The following is a 21,028-nucleotide window of genomic DNA, read 5'->3' on the forward strand; positions in this document are numbered from 1 at the left end:
GTTCCTCACATGAAATCGACGCTGCCGAGGAAGACCTGGCCACGGCGCCGGCAGCAGGAGTACGGCCGCCACAAGGCCCAGGCGTAGTCGCCTTGCTGGGCCTGCACGCGGGTGCGGCTGTGCGGGAAAACCACGCAACTGTTCGAGAGCGTGGGCGTCAGCTCCTGCCACTTGCCCGTCGAGGCGTCGGTCTCCATCAGCGCGCCGGCCGGCCAGTAGCCGTCGCGGGCGTTGGCCAGCAGAGGCTGGTACACGTGAATCTGGTTGCGGCGCGTCACGATGTCGCCCGCGCGCTGCGCGACCACGGCGCCGCTCTTGTGGTCGTCGGTCTGGTGCAGGAAGCCACCGCGGGGATACACGTTGCCCCAGAGGTTCAGGCCGGTGCGCGTACCGATTTCGCGCCGGCCGGGGATGAGCGCTTCGGGGTAGAACGCTTCCGGGATGTTGTAGCGCCAGGCGATCGTGTCGAGCGTGCTCAGCAGATACGGCATGAAGGCCGTGCCAGCGCCTTCGCAGGTGTAGCCGGAGGCGCTGGCGAACTGGCTGAACACCATCCCGGCCGGATGGCCGATGACATCGGCGTTCTTGAACTTGGCGAGGTTGTTCTCGTTGTCGTGATTGGTCGTGCCGTCACCGCCAGCCTTGGCGGTCGGGTTGGGCATGCTCATCGCCCTGACTTCCTGCCACGGGTTTTCGCCGGTGTTCGAGTAGCTCGACACCACCGCATCGGGGACGTAGTGGCGCACCTTGACGGAGGTGCGAACCGAGCAGCCGAAGGGCGTGCAGTACAGCCAGTAGCAGATTCCGACCACGCGGTATTCGAGGCAGTCGGGGGACAGCGCCGACGAGACGATGGTGGCGGTGTCCAGGGCGAACGTCGACGTGGCCGCGCTCAGCAGCAGCGAGGCGGCGGTGGCGCGCAGGCGCCGGCGTGCCAGCAGGAGGCTCATGGCTGCGCGCTCCGGTAGGCGTTGATGCGTGCGACGGCGCGGGGCACGTCGGGCTCGCCGTAGACCACGTAGCGTCGATCGACCACCACGGCGGGAATCTTGGCGATGCCCAGTCCCCAGGCATCCGCGACACCTTGGTAGGCGTGGCCGATGCGGCGTTGAAGGGCCTCGCCACCGTCCTGCAACCGCTGCCGCACCAGGGCTGCAGCCCGTTGCGGGTCGGCCGGTAGGTGCGCGGCGAGTTCGACCTCGATGCGCGTGGCCTGGTCCAGCTCGATGATCCGCACGCCGGCTGGAGCCTGCACCGGATGACGGCTGTCGGTGACGACGAGCACGTCGGCTGCTGCAGTCTGGGTAAACATGAACAGCACTGCCCACAGTCCGGGCGCAATGCTGATGGTCGGCAGCCGGGGCGAAGCCTTGAAGACGGGGGCCGGCATATCGGGCGTCCTTGGAGTCGATCAAAGTCACAGTCGACTTCAAGTGCCGATCTAGCGCGACAAAGAAACCGCATCCGGCCCCTGCCGGTTTCATACCCTATGCCGTTGTGAGCGTTGTGATTGCCTCCTGTCGGAGGCGGAGATCAGGTGCGGGACGCTGAGGTGCCCGCGAACCCAAGAAACGCATGCTGTAAGCGAATCGGCATCGACGGCTTGGAGCGTGCATGTAGGCTCTGCCAAGTCCCGTCACTGATGTCGCTCGGGGCGAGGCGATCTACCGAGCGCGAAACTCTTCTCAAGTAAGCGTTGACGCCATCCGCGGATTCCGAAGGAGCGCCGGCAAGAACGTACCCCACCATGAAGCCGATAGCATGGTTCTCGCCGTACTTCTCCTGGATGAATCGATCCATGCCCTCGACGACGTACTCTCGACACAAGTGAGTGTCCGACCCGGCGATTCGTTTGCATTCGATGATCGCGTGCGGATCATGCTCCTGCGTGCGCAAGAAAATTTCGACGAACGCCAGCGGGATGTCGGTACGTCCGTCTGGCAGCATCACGTTGCTTTTGGATCGCGATTCCGTGCCAGGCAGCACCATGATCTGCTTCCACGGGGAGTTCTTCAGCGCAATGCGCATCCCGTCCCGCAGGCGCTCGGTCATGATTACCTCTCCAGCGTTGGCATTCACGTCCTCGGCTGCGCATGCTCGCTGCCAACCTGCGGCCAGTGTCAGCAGAATGACCGCCACAACCTCGGGCTCAAGTTCAATGAACTCTCTGCCCAGTGCAGGAGGTGCCTCATAGGGGATCCTCAAACTTTGCCCCCTGAAAAGCTCTCCGCGACCACTGCATCGGCATCTTCCAGTGCCGCTATGCCCATCCAGTAGCGCCGCGCTGCTGGCTTGATGATCACGACTTCGTTGCGTCCGTGTACTCGCAATTCCCGCTCTGCACTGAGCGCGGTCGCAATCTTGACTTTCAGGCGCCTGCCGATACGTGCCAGTACTTCACCCAATTCGCCTTGTGGTGCCACGACGCTCACGCTCGCATTACCCGGCCCTTCTTCCAAGACAAAGCGCACGACGCGCAAGGCCGAACTGCTTGGCAAGTCGAGCACTTCGGCGCGCATGTGCCGCTTATTGCGAACGGAAAGCCAATCCTCGATAACGGACAGGAACGTCTTGGCATACGCCGTGACCTCAGTACGACTGTCCGATGGCTCCACGGATGATTCGCGGCCGGTTTCCCATTGCCACCCGGCGCGAAGGAGGCCGTCTCGAATGACAGTTCGGTCGGCATCGTTCAGTTCGTACAGATCGAAGACAGCTTCGTCCAGTTCAGCCCATCCCCTCTCGTCGGTGCCGTTGGCGCGCAGATTCTTCTCAATCTGCAGCAGGCGCTGGCCAGCCTCAGATTTCACTGCGCTCGTGAAATTAGGCACCGGTAGGAAGCTGAGGTCGCGAGCCAGCAGCTTCCTCTTGTAGATTCCAAACTCTGCAGCGGTCAGATAGAAGAACCATGTCGCAAAAGCAGAACTCAACACGGTGGCAAGCAAATGTGCCGTCCGCGTGTGCCCTCTCGGAAGAGACACTGCGAAGTATGAGTTCGTGAAGACGAGATCCCGCTCGGAGACGGCCGCCAAGACGCGTGGACTCCCCAGAAGCATTTCCTTCACGATGAGAAGCGGGGCTTGATATATCTCCCGCGATCGTGGCCATTGTGCCTTCGATTGGCTGAAAGTCGGCAAATCATCGGGAATGTTGAAGTGCTGCATGTCTTTGACTTGCAGTACATCCAATCCTTTTAGCGGGCGAGCATCGCGCGTCTGATTCTCTGGGGCCCCGCGAATCAATCCAACCTGGAAGGTAGTGTCGAGTAATGAGAGTTGCTCGCCCAGATTTCTGTGGGCCGAAGTCAAGTCATCCAGCAATAGGAGGTCACGGCGCCGGCCAACGGCTGCTGCCTTGAGCTTCAACGGCTGTTCTTGGATTTCGTCGAGTGTCAAAGTGATGACGTCACTCGGCGCCACCTCGAACGAATGAGTCCTTGCACCGCTGGGCGTCCACGGGATCTGAACGACCGTGACCTGATCCGTTCGCTGCTTCGGTCGATGACGGGCAAAGAGAACCACTGCGGGCATGGCCGCTGTCGCGAAGAGCCAACTGCACAAATTGGACAGATTTACCAAGGTGATCGGAGCCACGGCTCGCATCACATGCTGAGCTGCTGCCATGCCGGTGCCGCTGCGGCTGAAGAACGGCATCGCGCTAAGAATGATGCCGAAACGGGTCTTCTCATGTGAGAACTCCGCCGCTCGCAACACGAAATCCAAGCCTTCACCGCGCGGTTGCGCAGGTACGCCCGCAACCCTGGTCTTGCGCCGCGCTTCGGTTCCTGTCTGCCCCCTAAAGCTCCAAGGGGGATTGCCCACGATAAGGTCGAACTGCTTCAGCCCTGTCGGCGTCGCCAGCACGGCCTTGCCATCTCCATCACGTTCGACAGTACGAGCGTCACCGACGAGCAATGTCCTGCCGATCAATGGCTGGAACTTCAGGGACTGCGGTGGTTGCGGGTCAGGGTCCAGCTCAAGCGCAGCCAGGTACAGGCTGAACGCAGCGACGCGAATCGCGGCTTCGCTAATGTCTACGCCATACACCTGCCCGTAGAGCGTCGAGCGGATCAGCTCCCTCGTGGGCGGCTGACCTTGCGAGCGAAGATGAACCAAGCGCCGCAGCGCTTCGACCAGGAAGACACCGGAGCCGCACGTCAAATCCAGCACCGACTCCCGTCCAGATAGACCATCCATGACCTCATCGAGGACCAGCGAGACGACGGACAGTCGCGTGTAGTGCACGCCGTTTCGCAACGCTTCTGTGCGCTTTCCTCCAGTCTGCGGCTCAGCATGTGCAAACTGCTCGTAGATCGAGCTGATGAGCTCGACCGGAATCACGTCGAACTGGTACGGGAAGAAGCTGAGTTGCCCGCTTTCAGGATCGACAGCCTCCAGGAACTCCGCAACCCGCGTCAAATGGTGAGCTGCTGGTGTCGTTTTCACCGACGAGGGCGGAAACATATCGCCGTTGAAGGTCTGGGCCAGCCATGCGAACAGCTTGCTGGTCGCTGGCCGGTCGTGCAGGATCGCCGGCAACGCCGTGCGGCCGCATACCCGCTTCAACCGCGCCGCACTGACGATCTCGCGGTCAATCAGGTACTGGGTGAAGATCACGCGCCCAATCAAGGCCTGCGCCGCATCGCGCGCGAGATTGCCTGCGACCAAATCGCGTTCGAGACATCCAAGGTCAGACAGGAGCTTCTGATCGACGCTGGTCTTGCGATCGATGGCCGGCACCTGGGCCCAGAATTGGCCCGTCTCGATCGCCAGTCGGCCGGCCAACTCGTCCAGTTCATGAAGCGAACCTTCGATGTTCTCGAAACGCCGAATCAAATGTCTCTGGGCATCGCCTTCTTTCGCGGGTGTGCCGAAACCGTTGTACAGGTCGATACGCTGCGGCGAGATCACCCACAGCAACGGCGCGAACCCCTCGTTCCAGACCTCTCGTCGCCACTGGCTGACCAGATCGTCTGCAGGCGCGCTTTGCTCAAACTTGAAGTAGACGGTCAACGACGACGCGCTGCGCCACAATGCGTCCGGAACAAAAACGCGGCCGTGGCGCGAGGACTGCGCCTCGGCCCCCAACCGAAGACCGGGCGCGGGTTGCCCGTCCGGCAGGTAGCCGGTTGCGGCGAGCACCTGTTCCAGCGTGGCAGTGTTCACGCCCTACTCCGGATAGCTTCGGGTGGAAACGGCAACGCTGCCTGGCTCGGCGTCGGGACGATCGGCAGCATGTGCTGCTGAAGCCGCATGATCAACGGATCGAGCGGGATGACGAGAGTCGGTTGCGTCGGCGCCGGTCCAATCCCCTCGGGGCCGATATCGCACAGGGTCGCCGAAGTGGCCGTCACGAACGCCACGGACCCATTCAGCGCCAATGCGCTACTCGTGCCCAGCAACCGAAAGAGCGCGTCAACGCCGACGCTGACGGTGGCGATGTGCACTCCCAACGAGCTGACCAACTCATTGGTAACGGCCAAGCCTAGGAGATCCGCGAAGGTGAATCGGGCAGCCTTCCCGGTCTTGGACGCCAAGTAGGGCACGGTCTTGCGCCAATGCCGCACCGTTTCGACGGACACGCCGGTTAGCGTGCGCATCTGGTCCTGAGTGTACTGGATGGCGGTGACGGCAGACATTCGCGTTGCTGGCAACTAGAAAATATGCAGATTCTGCCATGCAAAGGTGTGCTTCTCAACAGGTAAAGGCCGGTTCAGCCGCCTATCCCACAAGCCTTCCAAGCTTCCGAAAGTCGCGACCATCAGAGCGCATCGCGAACGTGTGGATAGGGGCAAGACGCAAGGCGCCCCCGGAAGGGGCGCCTGCGGACTACAACAAGCCGGCTTCGGCGAACGAGTACGGGCTGCCCTTGCCGACGATGAAGTGATCCAGCACCCGGACATCGACGGTGGCCAGGGCGCTCTTCAGCCGCTCGGTGATCACACGATCAGCGGCCGAGGGCTCGGTGTTCCCCGAGGGATGCTGATGCGCCAGGATCAGCGCCGAAGCGTTGAGCGCCAGCGCACGCTGGACCACCACCCTCGGATACACCGAAGTCTGGTCGACCGTGCCCTTGAACAGCGGCTCGTAGGCGAGCACCTGGTGCTGGTTGTCGAGAAACACGACGGCGAAGATTTCGTTCGGCTCCGCGACCAGTTTCAGGCGCAGGTAGTCGCGCACGGCGGCGGGACTGCCCAGCGCCGGACCGGCCTTGAACACGCGGTTCTCCAGCAGGGTGATGGCCTGCTGGATGATCCAGTCTTCGTGCTGGGCGGCGATCAGGGTGAGCGACTCCGGGCGGGAGTCGGCGATGGCAAGAGACATGGCGAACCTCCAATGGATGAGATCGGAGGGCGCCTGCCCCAGGAGGGCAAACCCTCCGGGGGACGATGGGGATGGAACAGGTGACGAGCGGGCATCCACCACCGCGGATGCGGTGGCTGTTCGCGTCAAGGGATGCGATGCGAACGGGTTTCGATCAACGCGGACGAGCCGCGCCGCAGCCTTGAAGATCGATGGCTACCTGGGCATGTCACCGGCGACGCCGGCGGGCATGTCTGGGGAATGGGCGGGTTCGGCCGCGGTCGTGCTGCCGGCGGCGAGCAGGTCGATGGCCGACAGCAAGGCATCGCCTTCGACGGGACCGTGCAGCAGGAGGGTCTTGCCGGACTCGCGGTCGCGCAGTTGCAGGGCCGGCGTGGCCGCGATGCCCTGCTGTGCTGCTTCCGCCGCCTGGGCACGGATGACGGCATCGGGGCGCTCGCTGTCGAGACAACCCTGCATGGCCGGCGTGAGGTCGGGATAGCGCAGGCCCTCCGGCAGGCCCTGGCCGTCGCCACGGGTGTTTGCGTAGAGCCAGGCCACTGCCTGCCAAAGCGCGGCGTGTCCGCCCGTCTCGCCCGCGCACTCGGCCAGGCGTGCCCCGGCAGTCGCGGCCGGCTCGTGCATGGACAGCGGCAGGTGGTGCCACTGCCAGTTCACCTCGGGATGGGCGTCGATCCAGCGCTTGAGTTCGGGGAAGTAGGCCCGGCAGTACGGACACTCCAGGTCGGCGTAGCCGACCACCGTGAAGCGCGCATCGGCACGGCCATACAGCCAGGGCGGGCCAGCCGGTTTCGGCCCCTCGGACCCGGCGGCGGCCAGGGGCATGGACTCGGTTGCCGGATGCGGCGCGCGCAGCAGCATCCACGAGGCAACCGCAATCGTCACCACGATCAGCAGACCGATCCAGGGATGACGGCGGGCGAATGAGGGCAGGCGCATCGTGTCGCTCCCGTCAGGCCAACGTATCCAGCGCCAGCGGTTCGATGCCCCGCGCACGGTCGATCTTCTCGGCCACGCGGAAGGCGGCGTCCAGCTCGCTGATGCCGTGCTGCTGCATCAACTGGAAGCGTTCGGCCTTCTCTTCGGGCTCGGTCATCGCCATCGCCAGGTAGAGGCTGGGCGGCACGGCGCGGAACAGCACTTCCATCGACTTGGACAGGATGACGCCCTCGCTGAACTTGCCGGCCTCCTTGCGGGCCGAGAGCATCAGCGCCTTCTGCGAAGCGTTGAGTTCGCGGAAGCGCGCGATCTTCTCGACTTCATCGGGCGGCATCGACAGGCAGATCCACCACTCGATCATGTTGAGCATGGGCTCGGCCGCTTTCGGCAGGTCGTCCAGGTTCTGCGTGGCGAGCCAGAACCAGGCGCCGAGCTTGCGCCACATCTTGGTGATCTTGACCACGTAGGGCGCGAGCAGCGGGTTCTTCGTGATGATGTGGCCTTCGTCCGTCACGTTGATGATCGGGCGGCCCAGGAACTGGTCGCGCTCGGCGATGTTGTTGACGGTGTTGATGAGCGAGATGTAGGCAATCGAGAGTTGGGCGTTGTAGCCCTCGCGCGCGAAGGTGGCGAGATCCACGATGGTGATGTCCGCCTCGGGCCACGGCGTGCCGGACCGGTCGAACATCTCGCCGTCCACGCCTTGGCAGAACATGTCCATGGCGTCGGCCATCTCCAGCAGCCGTGCGCGCCGCATCTCAGGCAGCGTGGCGTCGCGGGCGCGCTCGCGCAGCGCCTCGCGCACGTCGCGGGTCAGTACCGTGCGCTTCTCCGCTACGCAGCGCTGGGCCGCATCGAGGATGCACTGGCGGATCAGGCTGCGGTCGGCGCGCGTCATGCGCGCTTCTTCCTTGTCCTCGCCGCCGGTGATCATCAGCCGTGCAGTGATCTCCAGTTCGCCGAGCACGTCACGCTGCTCATCGCCTTCCACGGCCATGCCGGCATCGGTCTGGTCTTCGTCGAGCGCATCAGCGTCCAGCGTCTGTACCTGGCTCGGCGTATCGACCAGGCGCCAGGCGTCGGCGAACGGAGCCAGACTGACGCCCGCGCCGGGCGCGAGCTTCACCCGATGCACGGTGAGACCCAGCCGTGCGGCGAAGTCGCCGAACAGGCCGAAGCTGTTGCCCGCCTCGACGATGAACAGGCGCGGCCGATAGATCGCCGTCACCTGATTCAGGATGTTGTTGAGCGTCGCGCTCTTGCCCGAACCCGTGGGGCCGAACAGGAACAGATGCGCGTTCATCTGCCGGTCGAGGCGGTTCAACGGATCGAAGGTGATCGGCCCGCCGCCGCGGTTGAAGAACGTGATGCCCGGATGCCCCGTGCCCTGGCTGCGGCCCCAGACCGGCGCCAGGTTCGCCGCATGTTGCGCGAACATGAGCTGGGTGTACCACTGGCGCTTGTCGGCAGCCGGATCGAACACGCACGGCAGCCAGCGCAGATAGCTGTTCAGCGGCGCCACCTCGTCTTCCTCGCGCACCGGCTGCAGGCCGGCGTTGAGCATCACGTTGACGAGCTGCAGGCCGCGCGCATCGAGCTGGGCCAGGTCGCGGCCGCGCAGGTAGAACGCCAGCGCGCCGCGGTAGAGCTTGTGCGCACTGCCGATCAGGCCGCGCGCCTGCTGCACGTCCTGCCGGGTCTGCTCCGAGGCCAGGGTCTCGCCGACGGCCTTCCTGGCGAGGTGGTTGAGGTGTGCCTCCAGCACGTCCTGGGGCGTGGCGACCAGCGTCAGGCACATCACCGTGTCCTCGGGCATCTGGTCGAACAGCGCGTTCATGGCGTCGCCGCCCTTGCGCGTCTCGCCCGTCAGATGGCCCGTCACGGGTGGCGTGCGCAGGCGATCCATCACGATCACCCGATGCGGCATGCCGTCGAAGAACCACAGGCCGTTCGGCACGTCCGAGCGTGGCTGGCCGAAGAACAGGCGCTGCGCGAAGTCGGTGCCGCTGGCGAGTTCGATCTCGCCCTCCTCCCGCTCTTCCGGGTAGCGGGTCAGCGCGTAGAAGCGTTCCCGGTCTTCGGCAGTGGCGCCGAGCAAGGTCGGGTTCGGGTTGAACCAGCGCAGCAGCCAGGCGTGGATGTCCGCCGCGCCGAGACGCCGGGCCTTCACGCCGGCATTCGCCAGCCCGCCGACGAGGCGGTCGCAGATCGTGGTCAGCGCCTGCTCGGGCGACTGGCCGCGCCGCGAGGCCGGGGCGGCGGACGTGCGGCGGTAGACCACCATGCGCACGCGCCGGACCTGGCCGCGCCACGGCAGGCGCGTCACCGTGGTGTCCTCGAACAGGCCACCCGGCTTGGCGATGGCCCGCAGGTGATGGGCGAAGAAGCGCAGGTAGAAGTCGCTGAACGCGCTGCCCTGCGCACGCGGCTGCAGGTAGTTCGCCAGGGAGCGCAGATAGTTGTCCCAGTCGGCCTCGTCCTGGGCGTAGAGCTGCACCACCCAAGGGTTGTCGTCCAACTCGTCGAAGGAGTCCTGCAGGGCGTTCTCCAGCGCATCGCGCGCCTGCCATAGCCAGGCCATCTCGCGGCCCTCGGTGCCGACCGGCGCCAGTTCGAAGAAGGCCGCCACCGACTGGCCGTCTTCCAGCAACATGCACTTGCTGCCGGGCAGGTACTCGACCCAGGGCAGCAAGTCCGCGAACGACGGCGCGACGCCATAGAGCGCATCGTGGTCGGCCTGGGTGGCCGGTCTGCGCCGGCCCCGGCCGAGCGCGCTGCCCGGCTCGGCGACACCCTGTGCCGCCAAGGCCGTTACGTGCCGTGCCCAGGCATCATCGGTCGCATCCGCGGCGTCAGCAGGCGATGCGCCGGGCTTGCGTGACCACGGCAGCGACCAGGCCATCAGTAGTCCTCCACGCGCTCGCCCGGCATCGCGTACTGCACGCGCTGGTAGAGCGGGAACACCGTGCTGTAGCCGGGCACCGGCACCGGGTCGGTGCCCGCCAGGTGCGGGAACACGTACATCACCAGGTCGGGGTTCGGCAGGCGGTGGAACTGGCGGTAGATCTCGTTCTGCGCGGTACGGGTGTAGCGCGCCTGCACGCCGGGCGCCGCCTGCACATCGGCCTCGACCAGCGGCCGGCGCAGGCCCTGGCGCGCATCGAGCAGTTGCCGCGCGGCCTGGCCGCCGCCCGCGCTGCCGCCGGTCTCCCGATGCCAGATGTCGAGCATGGTGCTGTCGCCGTGTGGCAGCAGCTTCTCCTTGCTGGTGGCGCAGCCGCCGAGCAGGGTGGCCGCCAGCAGGACGGCGGCCGCGTCAATCCAGATCCGAGGCATGGGCTTCTCCGGTGCGGTGGTGGACCCGACGCCCTTTGGCGTCGTAGTCGATGTCGAGCGGCTGCTCCAGATGCACGGCCACTTTGGCGCCCGGCTGCACGTAGACCGCCGCGAAGGCCTGGCCGTAGAGCTTGTTGACCCAATCGGCCATGTCGCGCACGCCGCCCGCGAGGATGCGGCCCATCGCTTCGTTGCCGCTGATGCCGACGGTGCCCAGCGAACCGTTGCTGTTGGCGACCACGGCCACGCTACCGTTGTCGGACTTGATGAGCGAGGCCGCGCCGGCGCCGGCTGCGGTGATGAGCGCCTGGCTGCCCAGGTACTGCTGGGCGTTGCTGCGCCGCTCGCCGCTGACGCAGGGGATGCCGTAGGGGTCGCTGATCCAGCCCAGGCCGCCTTGGATGCTGGCGCCGTTGTGCCCCGAGTTGCCGCCGCTGCTACTGCCCTTGCTGCTGTCCTCCGGCACCGTGCGGATGGTGCCGTCCTGGAACACGAACGTGACCGAGCGGATTTGCCCGCGCACGCACGAGAGGGTCCAGTCGCCCGAGGCCGTGCCGCTGACCACGGCGCCGGCGACGTCGGGGATGTCGATGCCGTTGGCCGTGAGGTTGTCCGGGCCGATCAGCACCTTGAACGGGTACGGGTCGTTGACGGTTCCATCGATCGGTACGCGCCCGATCAGCGCCGTCATGGCAATCGACCCCATGAGCGTGGAGTTCGACGGCACGGTGTACACGGCCCTCGTGGATGCGCCCACCGCGCGGCTGCCAACGTCGGCGACGGATTCCACCGTGGCCGACAGGCTTTTCTGGGCCGGCCCGAAGCTCGATGGAAAGCCCGGCGCTTTGCTCCCGCTCGTGGCGTCCACTTTGGCATCGTCGGGCTCGACCCACTGCGTGTTACTGGTGCCGCGGTCGAAGCGCTGGCCGTCACCCTCCTCCAGCCCCAGCCCGACGGGCAGGTCGGACGGGCCGCCCTTGCCCGCAAGGCCGTCCAGTTGCCGCTGCAGATCCTGCATCAGCCCCTCGGTCTGCTGCCTGTCGCTGGCCACTTGGGCGCGCTCCTGCTCCAGGCGGCTGCGCTCGCCTTCCAGCGCGCTCTGGATGCGTTGGTCGATCGCGCTTTCCCGCGCGCGCAGGCGCTCGTTCTCGGCCTTGTGCTGCTTGTTGTCGCCCAGCGCGCTCTGCAGCTCGGTGCGCAACTGCTTCACCTGGGCCACCAGCGTGGCGACGGTATCGCGCGGCGTGTCGCCAGCGATGCCCAGGGCTTTCATCTCCTCGGGCGTGAGCGTACTGGCCGCGCCCTTGGGAGCGGGCTGGCCGCCGGGCGCGCCGGAGAACAGCTTGATGCCGACGAACACCAGCAGCAGCGCCATCGGGATCAGCAGCCACTTGAGCAACGGATTACTTTTCATCGCGCGCTCCTCCGGTCGAGCCGGCCGCGGCGGCCGGCGGCAGGTTCACGCTGGCGTCGATCGGGCTCAGCGCCGGCAGCAGCGACTCGGCCAGGCCGTGGCCGCGCGTGACCAAATAGAGCACCGTGGTGTCGGACGGGGTGCCGGCCGGCCCCAGGTTCGGATGCTGGAAGGTCGCCGCCACGAAGTTCCCCTGCAGGGCGCGCGGGTCGAGGTCGAGCCAACGCGCGGCGGTGTTGGTGAGTCGCACGGCCGTCACCCACTGGTCTTCCAGGCGCCACGCGGCCAATGCCCGCGCGTGCACCGGCAACGTCGGCAGCAAGGTGTCCAGCGCGAGGCCGCGGCGCAGGTTTACGCGCCCGATGCCGGCGACCGGCTCGACGGTGCGCAGCGGCGCGTACAGGTTCTGTGCGGCATGGCGCATCAGCACGACCGGTACCGGCGTTTCGCGCCGGGGAACGGATTTGCCCGCGGGCGCATCGGCCTGCTCGTCCGCGCCGCTTGCTGCACCGCCGCCGTAGCGCTTGGCGGGGGCTTCCGCCTCCACGATGCGCACCGGCTCCAGCGGCGCCTGGCCGTCCTTCGCCGGCTCGGCGGCGATGTCGAGCAGGATAAGCGCGCCGGATTCCACGTCATGCAGTTGCAGCCGCGTGGGCGGAATCGGCTCGCTCGCCCGCAGGTAGATCGCGCCGCCCGCACTCTGCACGCGCAGGTGATCGCCAACGCTGGCCGGCACGCCGACGCGCACATTGCGGTCGATGAAGACCACGCGCTCCTGGCCGACCACCAGCGGCACCGGCAGGGGCAGCCGCTCCCAGCGCAGGATTTCCACGGCTTGGCTGGCCGGCACGAAACCGAGGATCAGCAGGACGCCGGCCAGGGCCGACAAGGCAACGGACTTCATGGAGAGTTTCCCTGCAGGTGGCCGGAGGCGTTGGCGGGCGCGCCGGCCTGGGTCGGCGTCGGCGGCGGTTCGATGCGCTGTGGTGCGCCGGCGTAGCAGTCCAGCGCCAGGCCGAAGGGGTTGCGCTCGGGGTCGATGTCCAGCCGGACGACCTTGATGGGGTAGCGCACCAGGGCGCGCTTGACTTGCTCGGAGCCGTAGTACTCGTCCGCGCTCACGTCGAGCATGACGATCCAATCGCGGTCGGAGACCATCTTGACGCGCGAGGCCGGATCATCGCCGTAGCCGCGGCCGGGAATCTCGTAGATGCCGCGCACGCGCTGACGCAGCTCGCCACTGGCGCGCCGGTACTCGTAGTCCTGTTGCAGGAAGGCGCGGCAGCTCGGCGTCAGGTAGGCCGACAGCGCGCGTAGGTTGCGCGGATAGTCTTCCTCGCCGTTCGTGGGCCAGCGCTGCACCTGCTGCCAGATGTAGAACGAGAAGGCATACACGCTCTCGGGCGGCACGTCCCACCACTTGCGCGTGCTGCCCGAGCGCAAGTCCGGCGGCACATGGATGGTGAGACTCTTCGGCGCACTCCACCAGCCGAAGCCGAGCAGCAGCGCTACCACGAACAACGCGCCGACCCCCAGGCGCAGCGTCTTCACGTGCGCCTGCAGGTGCGCAACCTCGTTCTTGAAACGGCTCATGGCGCACCTCGATCGGCGTTGCGCCGGGTCGTCCAGTAGCCCGAGCGGGTGATGAGGCGCTGCCCGCCCAGGAGTGCCGCCAGCGCCGGATACCGCAGGGCCAGCCGCCACTGGAGCTGCCGATACAGCCAGGTGTCGGGCCGGCCGCGCTTCTGCGCGCGCAGGAAGCCGCCGCCGACGAAGACGCCCAGCGCGATACCGGCGACGATCAGCGTCGGCACCATGGCGATGCTGTGCGTGAGCCAGGCCAGCGGCAGGCCGAGCGCGAATCCGGCTGCGGCCGACAGGCCAGCGCAGATCCACAACTCGTCGGCGGTCAGCCCGCGCACGACCACCGGCTGGCGGTTCAGCCGGTGCGGCAGGAACGTCACCAGCGTGTCTTGCGGGGTCTCCGAAGGGACGGCCATCGCTTGCCGCCCTCACAGCACGCCGGTGGCCTTGGTGAGCAGCCAGATGCCGACCACCAGCAGGATCGCGCCCACGGCGACCGTCAGGCCGAACTGGCCCCAGGTGGCGCGGCCGGTGTGGATCTCCGAGTAGCGCGTGTAGGCGTGATAGCAGACACCGACGAACATCGAGGCGACCACGAGCAGCGCGATCAGCAGCACGATGTCGTAGCCGTAGTTCTGCAACGTCTGCAGGATGCCGCTGCCCTGGCCGCGCGAAGGGTCCTCCATGGTCGGCAGGCCCTGCGCGAAGGCCGACAGCGGCAGGCCCGCGAGCGCCAGCGGCAGCAGCGGAGCGGCGATGCGGGACGGAATGCGATGGGGTGTCGGAGGCATGTTCATGGCGTATGGCCTTTCGTGACGGTCAGGAGAGGAGGAAGAAGGTCAGCACCAGATACATCGCCACGAAGCGCACGACGACGGCGAGGAACTGACGTTCAGTGATGCGGTGTTCGGCCCAGCCGACGTAGGCGGTGCGCATGGCCCACACGCCCCACAGCAGCAACACGGCGAACACGAAGCCCAGCACCACGGCAGAGACGACCGAAGGCGCAAAGCCGCCGTTGGCCTGGAAGGCGGCGACCTGATCGGCAGAAGGCGTCATGGCGACGGCTCCTCGTCGTCGGCGCGGTCGCGGCGGACGTAGTCGCCGGCCAGCGGGACGGGATCGCGCGGCTGGGCGCGCTGGGGCACGAGGTAGTCCTGCAGGCCGGCGCGAACGCGCTTAAGGTCGGCACGCAGCCGGGCGTAGTCGAAGTGGTAGCGGGCGCGTTCCTGCGGAGCGGTATGGGCGGCGTGCTCGGCGAGGCGGTCGATCAGGTCGAGCTGGCGGGCGAGCGCGGCGAGCTGCTCGCGCTCCATGGCGAGGCTGTCGGCGGCGTCGGCAGGTTGCATGACCGAAAGCAACACGGCCAACAGCACGGCCAGCGAAGGCCATGCGGATGTGCGGCGGTTGGTCTGTCCCATCGTGCCATTCCCAAGTGAAGCGAATGGCCTTGATGCTGTGTCCCTTGCTCGGCTCGCGCCGCAATCAAACGGAACCGGTGGTCAACCGTATTTCAGATGTGATGCTTGCCTGTTAAGCCAATCCTTTGACTACCAGTCGTTCCAAAGCTGCACCGCCGCCTCGATGAACGCATCACAGGCTGCCTGTCGCCAGCACGTGTGGTAACCATCTCGCAGCAGGTAATACTGCTCGTTGGCACACACGAGGTCGGTTTTCGAAGCCTCCTGCCGATACCAATTCAAGGTGTTGACCACGCAGTCCTGATAGCTAGTGGTGAGCTTCTCGTTCGGCACGTTGTACAGCAAGCCTTCGATGTAGTACGAAGGTGCGATACCGGCCCTAATCAGGCCGTCTTCGACCATCCGGCTGCGCATGTTCTTGAACACCCGGGCCATAGGTTTGAGCCACTGCGAAGAGGCCTGATGCTTCGCCGTCAGGTTCGCCGAGTGCTGCTTTGGGTAGTTCGCGATTCGCTCGCCGGCAGAGTTGAAAAAGCAAATGCCTTCGACGTACTCAGAGTCACTCGCTGACCGGAACTTGAAGTAGCGCCGGAATTGCGTCGCAACAATCACGTCCGACTTGCGCCGCGAGCCACTCGCGTCAATGGCAATCGCCTTGTCGCCGGCTTTCACGGCCGAGCCGTATTGCCCCTCAAGCACCGACAGTACGTCCCGCCTGAAGTCGGCATGTGTGTAGGTCGCGTCGCTGAATGCCTGCTTGTAGGCCGACTTTTCGTCATCGGACAGAGATTCGAGATCGCTGTGAAAGCAGTCGTCGAGCCGTATGACGATATCCACGTCGCTCTCGGCGTAGATATTCGTGTCGTTACCGTACGAGCCTTGAAGGAACACTTTGAAGTTCCTGCCAGCATACGGCGTGGTGCTGTCCTCCAGGACGCTCTTGATCGTCTTGTAAGTGCTGCTCGACTGGGTAATCGATCCCTGGTGGGACCACGTTTCGAGCTGCGATTCTGGAATTGGCATCTTCTTCCCCCGGCTATAGCAAATACTCGCGAAGCTGCGTCTCCCGCGACGCGAACGACTCCCGTCCTCGCTGAAACAAGACACCCAGCTTCTTGAGGTCGTGCTCCAGCAGATCGGTCGCCATTTCAGGCGTGACGTAGGAGTCGTTGATCCGGATGGTCGGTACGTCATGGAACAGAATCTGCCGCAGCTGGTCCATCGACTGCGTGTTGATCTCTAGGGTCTTCTGCAGCAATTGGACACTGACGAGATATTTTTTCGCCAGCCACATCAACAGGCTCGGCTTCGGGTCGGGGTACATGCCCACGCCAACGCTCACAAGCCGAATGTCCTTGCGATCTCTCCGAAGCGCCTGGACCGCATCGGCGATTGCGTACAGCGTCGGGTTGTTTGCGCAGTACCCGCCGTCGATCAGCTCAATGTCCTCACCCATTGCGGTTCTGACGATCGTTCGCTCGAAGAACGGGTAGGCCGAGCACGACGCCTTGACAGCGTCTGCGATGCTTACGCCAAAGCCCGGGACGAACGTGCCGACACGTCCATGCGCTTGGGCAACGCTGCCCTTGAAGATCATCGGGCGCTCGGTCAGCCACTTGGCTGTGACGATCCCTACACCTGTCTTCACGTCATTGAACGTTGCATTGCCGAAGACTTCGCGCGCCAGATTTTTCAATGCCTGCGACCTGGCCGGAGCGGTCTTCTGTGACATCACGGTAGGTACGTGCTTGCGGTAAAGCTGCAGGATGGAATCGACGTCGTGACCGAGCGCAATCAGTGACGCGATGATCGCGCCTGTGCTGGTCCCAAAAACCAGATCGAATTTCTGGTGCAGTGGGCACCCGACCATAGCCTCGATTTCCTTGAGTACCCCCAGTGTGTAAAAGCCCTTGGCGCCGCCGCCGTCTAGCGTAAGGACGCGCAGCAAGGCAGGTGATGTCGAGTCATCTTTCGATTCCACCATTTTCAACGCCCTCCCCAAAGATGATGAACACATGCAATGCTGGCGATCATCAGCTCAATCCCGAGACTGAAATCGTGTCGCGCCAGCGTCTCTGGCTTGAGGTGAAGCTCCGCGAAATCTTGCATGGCGCCCGTACCGATCCTTTTATCGCTGCGCCGCTTGTGGTTATCACAATACGACGCACACACAAATCAAAATAGAGTCATGGACAGATTCTAGGGCGGACCATATACTTTCCGCAATAACCACTATAAGCATTCGCTAACCCGAACGAGCCAGCTTTCTTGGTAAAAGAGTGATGTCGAACGAACAGCTTGCAGATCTGACCCAGCCACAACGTGATCGGCTCGCGTTCGTGGAGTTGCGCGTGCGCTTCATCGGGGAGATACGCCGCCAGGACCTGGTGACGCGCTTCGGCATCCAGTCCGCCGCCGCATCCAGGGATCTGGCGCTGTACAAGGAGTTGGCGCCCGGCAACATCGACTACGACCCCAAGGGCAAGTCCTACGTCCTGGGGCCGGACTTCCGGCCCGTCTTCGACTTCCCGCCGGAGCGGGTGCTGTCGTGGCTGACCCAGGGCTTTGGCGATGGTGAGCCGGTGCGGCTCAAGGCCTGGTTTGGCAATGAGGTGCTGGCCAGCGAGAGCCCGTCACGGCTCACGCATCCGGATCTGGATGTGCTGGCGAGCGTGACCCGTGCGATTCACCAGGAGTGTCCGCTCGGCATCGAGTACCACTCCATCTCCAGTGGCCGCACCGAGCGGGAGATCGTCCCGTTCGCGCTGATCGACAACGGTCTGCGCTGGCACGTCCGCGCCTTCGACCGGAAGTCCCAGGAGTTCCGGGATTTCGTCATCACCCGGATCAAGCGCCCCGTGCTGCTCAAGGGCCAGCCAGTGGCGCCCCACGAGGCCAGCGATCAGGACATTCAGTGGACCCGAATCGTCGAGTTGGAGCTGGTGCCACACCCAGACCAGCCCCGGCCGGAGATCACCGAGATGGACTACAGCATGCAGGGTGGAGTGCTGCGGATGAAGCTGCGGGCTGCCACCGCCGGTTACATCCTTCGCCAATGGAGTGTGGACTGCACGCCCGACCACAGCTTGCACGGGTATGAGTACCGGTTGTGGCTGAAGGACCACTTGGCCATCTACGGCGTGCGAAATGCCGTGCTGGCGCCGGGCTACCGCTCCCCTGATCAACAACGGCTTGAAGCCGAGTCGGACTGAGGGGATGAGCATGCTCGCAAAACTCGAACGACTCATCGGCGAAATCGGCGACCTCAACAGCAAGTTGATCCTGCTGGTCGGTCCCAGCCGCAGTGGCAAGACCCAACTGCTGCGCCAACTCAGCGCCAAGCTCAACATCGAGCCGCTCAACGTCGGCCTGGAGCTGGGGCGCCGTTTGGCTGCCACGCCGAACAACAAGCGCGGCTTCTCGGCAGGCGAACTGCTGCGCGACACCGGGGTCTATGCGATTTACATCGGCTTCAACAGTTCGGAAGTGCGCACCGAATCGGTCTTCAACCCGTTTGCCTATGAGGTGCACGACGCCGAGGATCTGGTGAAACCCGGCTACGCCGCGCGGCATTTCGTGGCCGTGCCGTACGACGAGAAAGTCCGCGCCATCGCCTGGGTCCGCGCGATGATCCAAGCGGGACCGCTGCGCCATTACCTGCCGGCCCACTGGCTGCAGCTGATGGACGCGGAGTCCGCCGGCTGGCAGCCGCTGGCGGCCGGCCGCATCGACGAAATCGTGCACGGTTTCAACGTGCTGCGCGGCATCGAGGGCTACTACCTGCGCAATGCCGCGATTTCGCTGTCCGAAGGCATCGTGCGCGCGTCCTACAATTGCGACGGCACCTACATCGTGCGGGCGGATTACTTCCCCGAGTTCGTGCGCATCAACACGCCCTGATCCCGGCGCACCCGCCCCCTAATCCAGCGGCGTATCGACATAGGCCCTGCCTCCCGGACAGCCGGAGTTGTAATGCTTGTGCCCCGCCCGGGCAAAGGCCAGCGGGCGCCCGGGCTCGCCGCTGGCCGGATTGCGCTCGAAATAGACGCGCACCTCGCGCAGCATCGGGCGGCGCTTGGCGGGCGTTGGCGTGCGCGGGGTGCGGCAATCGAAAGTGACGGCGTCCTTCAGCGCCGGATCGGCCCTGGCCAGCGACTCGCGCAAATCCGCCAGGCTGATTTCACGGCCCATGTGGCGTGCGATTTCGCCGCCGATCGCCCGATTGACGCGCTCGGTCAGCGCAGCCGAGGCAGCGAAATAGTCCGCCTCGCGCAGCCCCGAGCAGCTGCCGTGCTTGGCCCACTGGTAGCGCTCCAGGCAATCCGCCGTCGCCGGCATCGCCCGCCCCAGCCGCGCACGCGTTTCCGCCGGCAGCCGCACTGCCGGCAGCCGGCAAAACGGGCCCGCCGCCGCCCCGCCGCAATACACCGGATGAGCGCGGCTGACGCGGTTCGGCCACAGCCCGTGCAGCGTCAGCGGCATCGCCCTGAAGCCGTCCCCCGACAGGACGCGGCATTGCGCAAACCGTTGCTTGCGCTGCGGCTCGTCCTCGCAAAACGCGGGGGCCACGCTCAAGGCCAGCAGGTAATAGTCGAAACGCGCAGGCTCGGCGCAGCTTGCCAGCGGCAGCAACGCCAGCGCGCCGGCCATCCATTTCCATTGCATGTCAGTCTCCCAGGATGGCCGCATCGTGCCATAAGAGCGGGGCCTCGCAGCGCCCGGAATCCGGTAAAATCCAGACTTTCCATTTGTTCAAGAAAGTCACCACCATGTCCATGGCCGACCGCGACGGCGTCATCTGGTACGACGGCAAACTCGTCCCCTGGCGCGACGCCACCACCCACGTCCTCACCCACACCCTGCACTACGGCATGGGCGTCTTCGAGGGCGTGCGCGCTTACAAGGCCGAGCAGGGCACGGCGATTTTCCGCCTGCAGGAACACACCGACCGGCTGTTCCGCTCCGCCCACATCCTCGGCATGAAGCTGCCGTTCGACAAGGCGACGGTTTCCGAAGCGCAGCGCACCGTGGTGCGCGAGAACAAGCTCGAATCCGGCTACCTGCGCCCGATGGCGTTCTTCGGCTCGGAGGCGATGGGCATCTCGGCGAAGAACCTGTCGGTGCACGTCATCGTCGCCGCCTGGCCGTGGGGCGCGTATCTGGGCCAGGAGGCGCTGGAACGCGGCATCCGCGTGAAGACCAGTTCGTTCTCGCGCCACCACGTCAACATCACCATGTGCAAGGCCAAGGCCAACGGCAACTACATGAACTCCATCCTCGCCCACAAGGAAGCCGAGACGGACGGCTACGACGAGGCGCTGCTGCTGGACGTCGACGGCTTCGTCGCCGAAGGCTCGGGCGAGAACTTCTTCATGATCCGCAACGGCAAGCTCTACACGCCGGATCTCACCGCCGCACTGGAAGGGATCACCCGCGACACCATCATTCAGCTGGCCGGCGAAATCGGCCTGCCGGTGATCGAGAAACGCATCACCCGCGACGAGGTCTACACCGCGGACGAAGCCTTCTTTACCGGCACCGCCGCCGAGGTCACGCCGATCCGCGAGCTCGACAACCGCGCCATCGGCGAAGGCACGCGCGGCCCCATCACCGCGAAACTGCAGGCGATGTATTTCGACTGCGTGCATGGCCGCGCCGCAGCCCACACCGGCTGGCTCACCGCGGTCTGAAGCGAGATCGGCATGAGCGAGCGGCACGACAATACCCAGCGCGTCATCGAAGTCACCGAAACCGACCTGCCCCTGCACTGTCCGATGCCGCAGCACGTCGACTGGAATGCCCACCCGCGCGTCTACCTGCCGATCGAATCGCGCGGCGATGCGCTCTGCCCCTACTGCGGCACGCTTTATCGCCTGAAAGGCAGGCCCAGCGGCGGCCATCGCTAGACACACTGCCTGCCGCGTGCGGGCGTCGTGCCGGATACTCGACGCCGCCTTCCTGGCGACGCAGTCGAAATCTCAACGTTGTCGGCGGCCAAATACCCGGCGAAT

The 21,028-nt window shown here is 65.3% G+C and carries 23 protein-coding genes; 4 read left to right on the forward strand and 19 right to left on the reverse strand.

Annotation, left to right across the window (positions count from 1 at the left end; all coding sequences use genetic code 11):
• Positions 1 to 5 precede the first annotated feature (5 nt).
• From BGO62_RS01125 to BGO62_RS01210, 18 genes are all read right to left on the reverse strand, one after another.
• Positions 6 to 950, reverse strand: a complete 945-nt coding sequence (locus BGO62_RS01125; RefSeq protein ID WP_218559865.1) for a TIGR03756 family integrating conjugative element protein — start codon at positions 948 to 950, stop codon at positions 6 to 8.
• Positions 947 to 1,390, reverse strand: coding sequence for a TIGR03757 family integrating conjugative element protein (locus BGO62_RS01130; RefSeq protein ID WP_296638751.1), 444 nt, complete (start codon positions 1,388 to 1,390; stop codon positions 947 to 949). The genes BGO62_RS01125 and BGO62_RS01130 overlap by 4 nt, the downstream gene beginning before the upstream one ends.
• Before the next feature lie 143 nt (positions 1,391 to 1,533).
• Entirely contained in the window at positions 1,534 to 2,052 is a 519-nt protein-coding gene (locus BGO62_RS01135; protein WP_017462901.1) for a hypothetical protein, read from the reverse strand.
• Positions 2,053 to 2,201: 149 nt separating this feature from the next.
• Positions 2,202 to 5,165 (reverse strand): N-6 DNA methylase, encoded by a 2,964-nt coding sequence (locus tag BGO62_RS01140; protein ID WP_018076246.1) that lies wholly within the window; start codon positions 5,163 to 5,165, stop codon positions 2,202 to 2,204.
• A complete protein-coding gene (locus tag BGO62_RS01145) occupies positions 5,162 to 5,638 on the reverse strand; it encodes a MerR family transcriptional regulator (protein ID WP_016446149.1) in 477 nt (158 codons plus the stop codon). Before BGO62_RS01145 ends, BGO62_RS01140 begins: the two co-directional genes overlap by 4 nt.
• A gap of 190 nt (positions 5,639 to 5,828) precedes the next feature.
• Positions 5,829 to 6,323 (reverse strand): DNA repair protein RadC, encoded by a 495-nt coding sequence (gene radC / locus BGO62_RS01150; protein ID WP_003140985.1) that lies wholly within the window; start codon positions 6,321 to 6,323, stop codon positions 5,829 to 5,831.
• A gap of 195 nt (positions 6,324 to 6,518) precedes the next feature.
• The gene (locus BGO62_RS01155) at positions 6,519 to 7,262 is read right to left on the reverse strand and encodes a DsbA family protein (RefSeq protein WP_016446150.1); all 744 of its coding nucleotides are present in this window, start codon (positions 7,260 to 7,262) and stop codon (positions 6,519 to 6,521) included.
• A gap of 13 nt (positions 7,263 to 7,275) precedes the next feature.
• Positions 7,276 to 10,164: a conjugative transfer ATPase gene (locus tag BGO62_RS01160; RefSeq protein WP_016446151.1), complete on the reverse strand. Its 2,889-nt coding sequence runs from the start codon at positions 10,162 to 10,164 to the stop codon at positions 7,276 to 7,278.
• Positions 10,164 to 10,598, reverse strand: coding sequence for a TIGR03751 family conjugal transfer lipoprotein (locus BGO62_RS01165; protein WP_004254902.1), 435 nt, complete (start codon positions 10,596 to 10,598; stop codon positions 10,164 to 10,166). Before BGO62_RS01165 ends, BGO62_RS01160 begins: the two co-directional genes overlap by 1 nt.
• On the reverse strand, positions 10,579 to 12,012 hold the full coding sequence (locus BGO62_RS01170; protein WP_296638752.1) for a TIGR03752 family integrating conjugative element protein: 1,434 nt from the start codon (positions 12,010 to 12,012) through the stop codon (positions 10,579 to 10,581). The genes BGO62_RS01165 and BGO62_RS01170 overlap by 20 nt, the downstream gene beginning before the upstream one ends.
• Complete coding sequence (locus BGO62_RS01175) at positions 12,002 to 12,916, reverse strand: TIGR03749 family integrating conjugative element protein (RefSeq protein ID WP_296638753.1); 915 nt, start codon at positions 12,914 to 12,916, stop codon at positions 12,002 to 12,004. The genes BGO62_RS01170 and BGO62_RS01175 overlap by 11 nt, the downstream gene beginning before the upstream one ends.
• Complete coding sequence (locus tag BGO62_RS01180) at positions 12,913 to 13,605, reverse strand: PFL_4703 family integrating conjugative element protein (protein ID WP_296638754.1); 693 nt, start codon at positions 13,603 to 13,605, stop codon at positions 12,913 to 12,915. Before BGO62_RS01180 ends, BGO62_RS01175 begins: the two co-directional genes overlap by 4 nt.
• On the reverse strand, positions 13,602 to 14,012 hold the full coding sequence (locus BGO62_RS01185) for a TIGR03750 family conjugal transfer protein (protein WP_044061245.1): 411 nt from the start codon (positions 14,010 to 14,012) through the stop codon (positions 13,602 to 13,604). Before BGO62_RS01185 ends, BGO62_RS01180 begins: the two co-directional genes overlap by 4 nt.
• Positions 14,013 to 14,024: 12 nt before the next feature.
• Positions 14,025 to 14,393: a TIGR03745 family integrating conjugative element membrane protein gene (locus BGO62_RS01190; RefSeq protein ID WP_021248605.1), complete on the reverse strand. Its 369-nt coding sequence runs from the start codon at positions 14,391 to 14,393 to the stop codon at positions 14,025 to 14,027.
• Between the two features lie 22 nt (positions 14,394 to 14,415).
• The gene (locus BGO62_RS01195; RefSeq protein ID WP_044061244.1) at positions 14,416 to 14,655 is read right to left on the reverse strand and encodes a TIGR03758 family integrating conjugative element protein; all 240 of its coding nucleotides are present in this window, start codon (positions 14,653 to 14,655) and stop codon (positions 14,416 to 14,418) included.
• Positions 14,652 to 15,017, reverse strand: a complete 366-nt coding sequence (locus BGO62_RS01200; RefSeq protein ID WP_263477049.1) for an RAQPRD family integrative conjugative element protein — start codon at positions 15,015 to 15,017, stop codon at positions 14,652 to 14,654. The genes BGO62_RS01195 and BGO62_RS01200 overlap by 4 nt, the downstream gene beginning before the upstream one ends.
• Before the next feature lie 129 nt (positions 15,018 to 15,146).
• Complete coding sequence (locus BGO62_RS01205; RefSeq protein WP_296638755.1) at positions 15,147 to 16,040, reverse strand: nucleotidyltransferase; 894 nt, start codon at positions 16,038 to 16,040, stop codon at positions 15,147 to 15,149.
• 13 nt (positions 16,041 to 16,053) lie between these two features.
• Positions 16,054 to 17,001, reverse strand: a complete 948-nt coding sequence (locus BGO62_RS01210; protein WP_296638756.1) for a patatin-like phospholipase family protein — start codon at positions 16,999 to 17,001, stop codon at positions 16,054 to 16,056.
• Positions 17,002 to 17,299: 298 nt separating this feature from the next.
• On the opposite strand from BGO62_RS01210, the gene BGO62_RS01215 reads away from it, so the two are divergent.
• Complete coding sequence (locus BGO62_RS01215) at positions 17,300 to 18,229, forward strand: WYL domain-containing protein (protein ID WP_296638757.1); 930 nt, start codon at positions 17,300 to 17,302, stop codon at positions 18,227 to 18,229.
• A 4-nt stretch (positions 18,230 to 18,233) separates the two neighbouring features.
• Positions 18,234 to 18,917 carry a BREX-3 system P-loop-containing protein BrxF gene (gene brxF, locus BGO62_RS01220; protein ID WP_296638758.1) on the forward strand — a complete coding sequence of 228 codons (684 nt, stop codon included), beginning with the start codon at positions 18,234 to 18,236 and terminating at the stop codon, positions 18,915 to 18,917.
• A gap of 18 nt (positions 18,918 to 18,935) precedes the next feature.
• Here brxF and BGO62_RS01225 read toward each other — a convergent pair whose 3' ends face one another.
• Positions 18,936 to 19,682, reverse strand: a complete 747-nt coding sequence (locus BGO62_RS01225) for a ribonuclease I (RefSeq protein ID WP_296638759.1) — start codon at positions 19,680 to 19,682, stop codon at positions 18,936 to 18,938.
• A 104-nt stretch (positions 19,683 to 19,786) separates the two neighbouring features.
• Here BGO62_RS01225 and BGO62_RS01230 point away from each other — a divergent pair, with 104 nt between their 5' ends.
• Together BGO62_RS01230 and BGO62_RS01235 are read left to right on the forward strand one after the other, a co-directional pair.
• The gene (locus BGO62_RS01230) at positions 19,787 to 20,707 is read left to right on the forward strand and encodes a branched-chain amino acid transaminase (protein WP_296638760.1); all 921 of its coding nucleotides are present in this window, start codon (positions 19,787 to 19,789) and stop codon (positions 20,705 to 20,707) included.
• Between the two features lie 12 nt (positions 20,708 to 20,719).
• The gene (locus tag BGO62_RS01235; protein ID WP_296638761.1) at positions 20,720 to 20,923 is read left to right on the forward strand and encodes a zinc-finger domain-containing protein; all 204 of its coding nucleotides are present in this window, start codon (positions 20,720 to 20,722) and stop codon (positions 20,921 to 20,923) included.
• The last annotated feature ends 105 nt before the right edge of the window (positions 20,924 to 21,028 follow it).

This window comes from Thiobacillus sp. 65-1402 (assembly GCF_001897685.1).
Classification (GTDB): domain Bacteria; phylum Pseudomonadota; class Gammaproteobacteria; order Burkholderiales; family Thiobacillaceae; genus Thiobacillus.

Excerpts from the sequence above, each read along its gene's own strand:
- BGO62_RS01125 (WP_218559865.1), bottom strand. The coding sequence starts at position 950 with ATGAGCCTCCTGCTGGCACGCCGGCGCCTGCGCGCCACCGCCGCCTCG.
- BGO62_RS01130 (WP_296638751.1), bottom strand. The coding sequence starts at position 1,390 with ATGCCGGCCCCCGTCTTCAAGGCTTCGCCCCGGCTGCCGACCATCAGC.
- BGO62_RS01135 (WP_017462901.1), bottom strand. The coding sequence starts at position 2,052 with ATGACCGAGCGCCTGCGGGACGGGATGCGCATTGCGCTGAAGAACTCC.
- BGO62_RS01145 (WP_016446149.1), bottom strand. The coding sequence starts at position 5,638 with ATGTCTGCCGTCACCGCCATCCAGTACACTCAGGACCAGATGCGCACG.
- radC (WP_003140985.1), bottom strand. The coding sequence starts at position 6,323 with ATGTCTCTTGCCATCGCCGACTCCCGCCCGGAGTCGCTCACCCTGATC.
- BGO62_RS01155 (WP_016446150.1), bottom strand. The coding sequence starts at position 7,262 with ATGCGCCTGCCCTCATTCGCCCGCCGTCATCCCTGGATCGGTCTGCTG.
- BGO62_RS01160 (WP_016446151.1), bottom strand. The coding sequence starts at position 10,164 with ATGGCCTGGTCGCTGCCGTGGTCACGCAAGCCCGGCGCATCGCCTGCT.
- BGO62_RS01165 (WP_004254902.1), bottom strand. The coding sequence starts at position 10,598 with ATGCCTCGGATCTGGATTGACGCGGCCGCCGTCCTGCTGGCGGCCACC.
- BGO62_RS01170 (WP_296638752.1), bottom strand. The coding sequence starts at position 12,012 with ATGAAAAGTAATCCGTTGCTCAAGTGGCTGCTGATCCCGATGGCGCTG.
- BGO62_RS01175 (WP_296638753.1), bottom strand. The coding sequence starts at position 12,916 with ATGAAGTCCGTTGCCTTGTCGGCCCTGGCCGGCGTCCTGCTGATCCTC.
- BGO62_RS01180 (WP_296638754.1), bottom strand. The coding sequence starts at position 13,605 with ATGAGCCGTTTCAAGAACGAGGTTGCGCACCTGCAGGCGCACGTGAAG.
- BGO62_RS01185 (WP_044061245.1), bottom strand. The coding sequence starts at position 14,012 with ATGGCCGTCCCTTCGGAGACCCCGCAAGACACGCTGGTGACGTTCCTG.
- BGO62_RS01190 (WP_021248605.1), bottom strand. The coding sequence starts at position 14,393 with ATGAACATGCCTCCGACACCCCATCGCATTCCGTCCCGCATCGCCGCT.
- BGO62_RS01195 (WP_044061244.1), bottom strand. The coding sequence starts at position 14,655 with ATGACGCCTTCTGCCGATCAGGTCGCCGCCTTCCAGGCCAACGGCGGC.
- BGO62_RS01200 (WP_263477049.1), bottom strand. The coding sequence starts at position 15,017 with ATGGGACAGACCAACCGCCGCACATCCGCATGGCCTTCGCTGGCCGTG.
- BGO62_RS01205 (WP_296638755.1), bottom strand. The coding sequence starts at position 16,040 with ATGCCAATTCCAGAATCGCAGCTCGAAACGTGGTCCCACCAGGGATCG.
- BGO62_RS01210 (WP_296638756.1), bottom strand. The coding sequence starts at position 17,001 with ATGGTGGAATCGAAAGATGACTCGACATCACCTGCCTTGCTGCGCGTC.
- BGO62_RS01215 (WP_296638757.1), top strand. The coding sequence starts at position 17,300 with ATGTCGAACGAACAGCTTGCAGATCTGACCCAGCCACAACGTGATCGG.
- brxF (WP_296638758.1), top strand. The coding sequence starts at position 18,234 with ATGAGCATGCTCGCAAAACTCGAACGACTCATCGGCGAAATCGGCGAC.
- BGO62_RS01225 (WP_296638759.1), bottom strand. The coding sequence starts at position 19,682 with ATGCAATGGAAATGGATGGCCGGCGCGCTGGCGTTGCTGCCGCTGGCA.
- BGO62_RS01230 (WP_296638760.1), top strand. The coding sequence starts at position 19,787 with ATGTCCATGGCCGACCGCGACGGCGTCATCTGGTACGACGGCAAACTC.
- BGO62_RS01235 (WP_296638761.1), top strand. The coding sequence starts at position 20,720 with ATGAGCGAGCGGCACGACAATACCCAGCGCGTCATCGAAGTCACCGAA.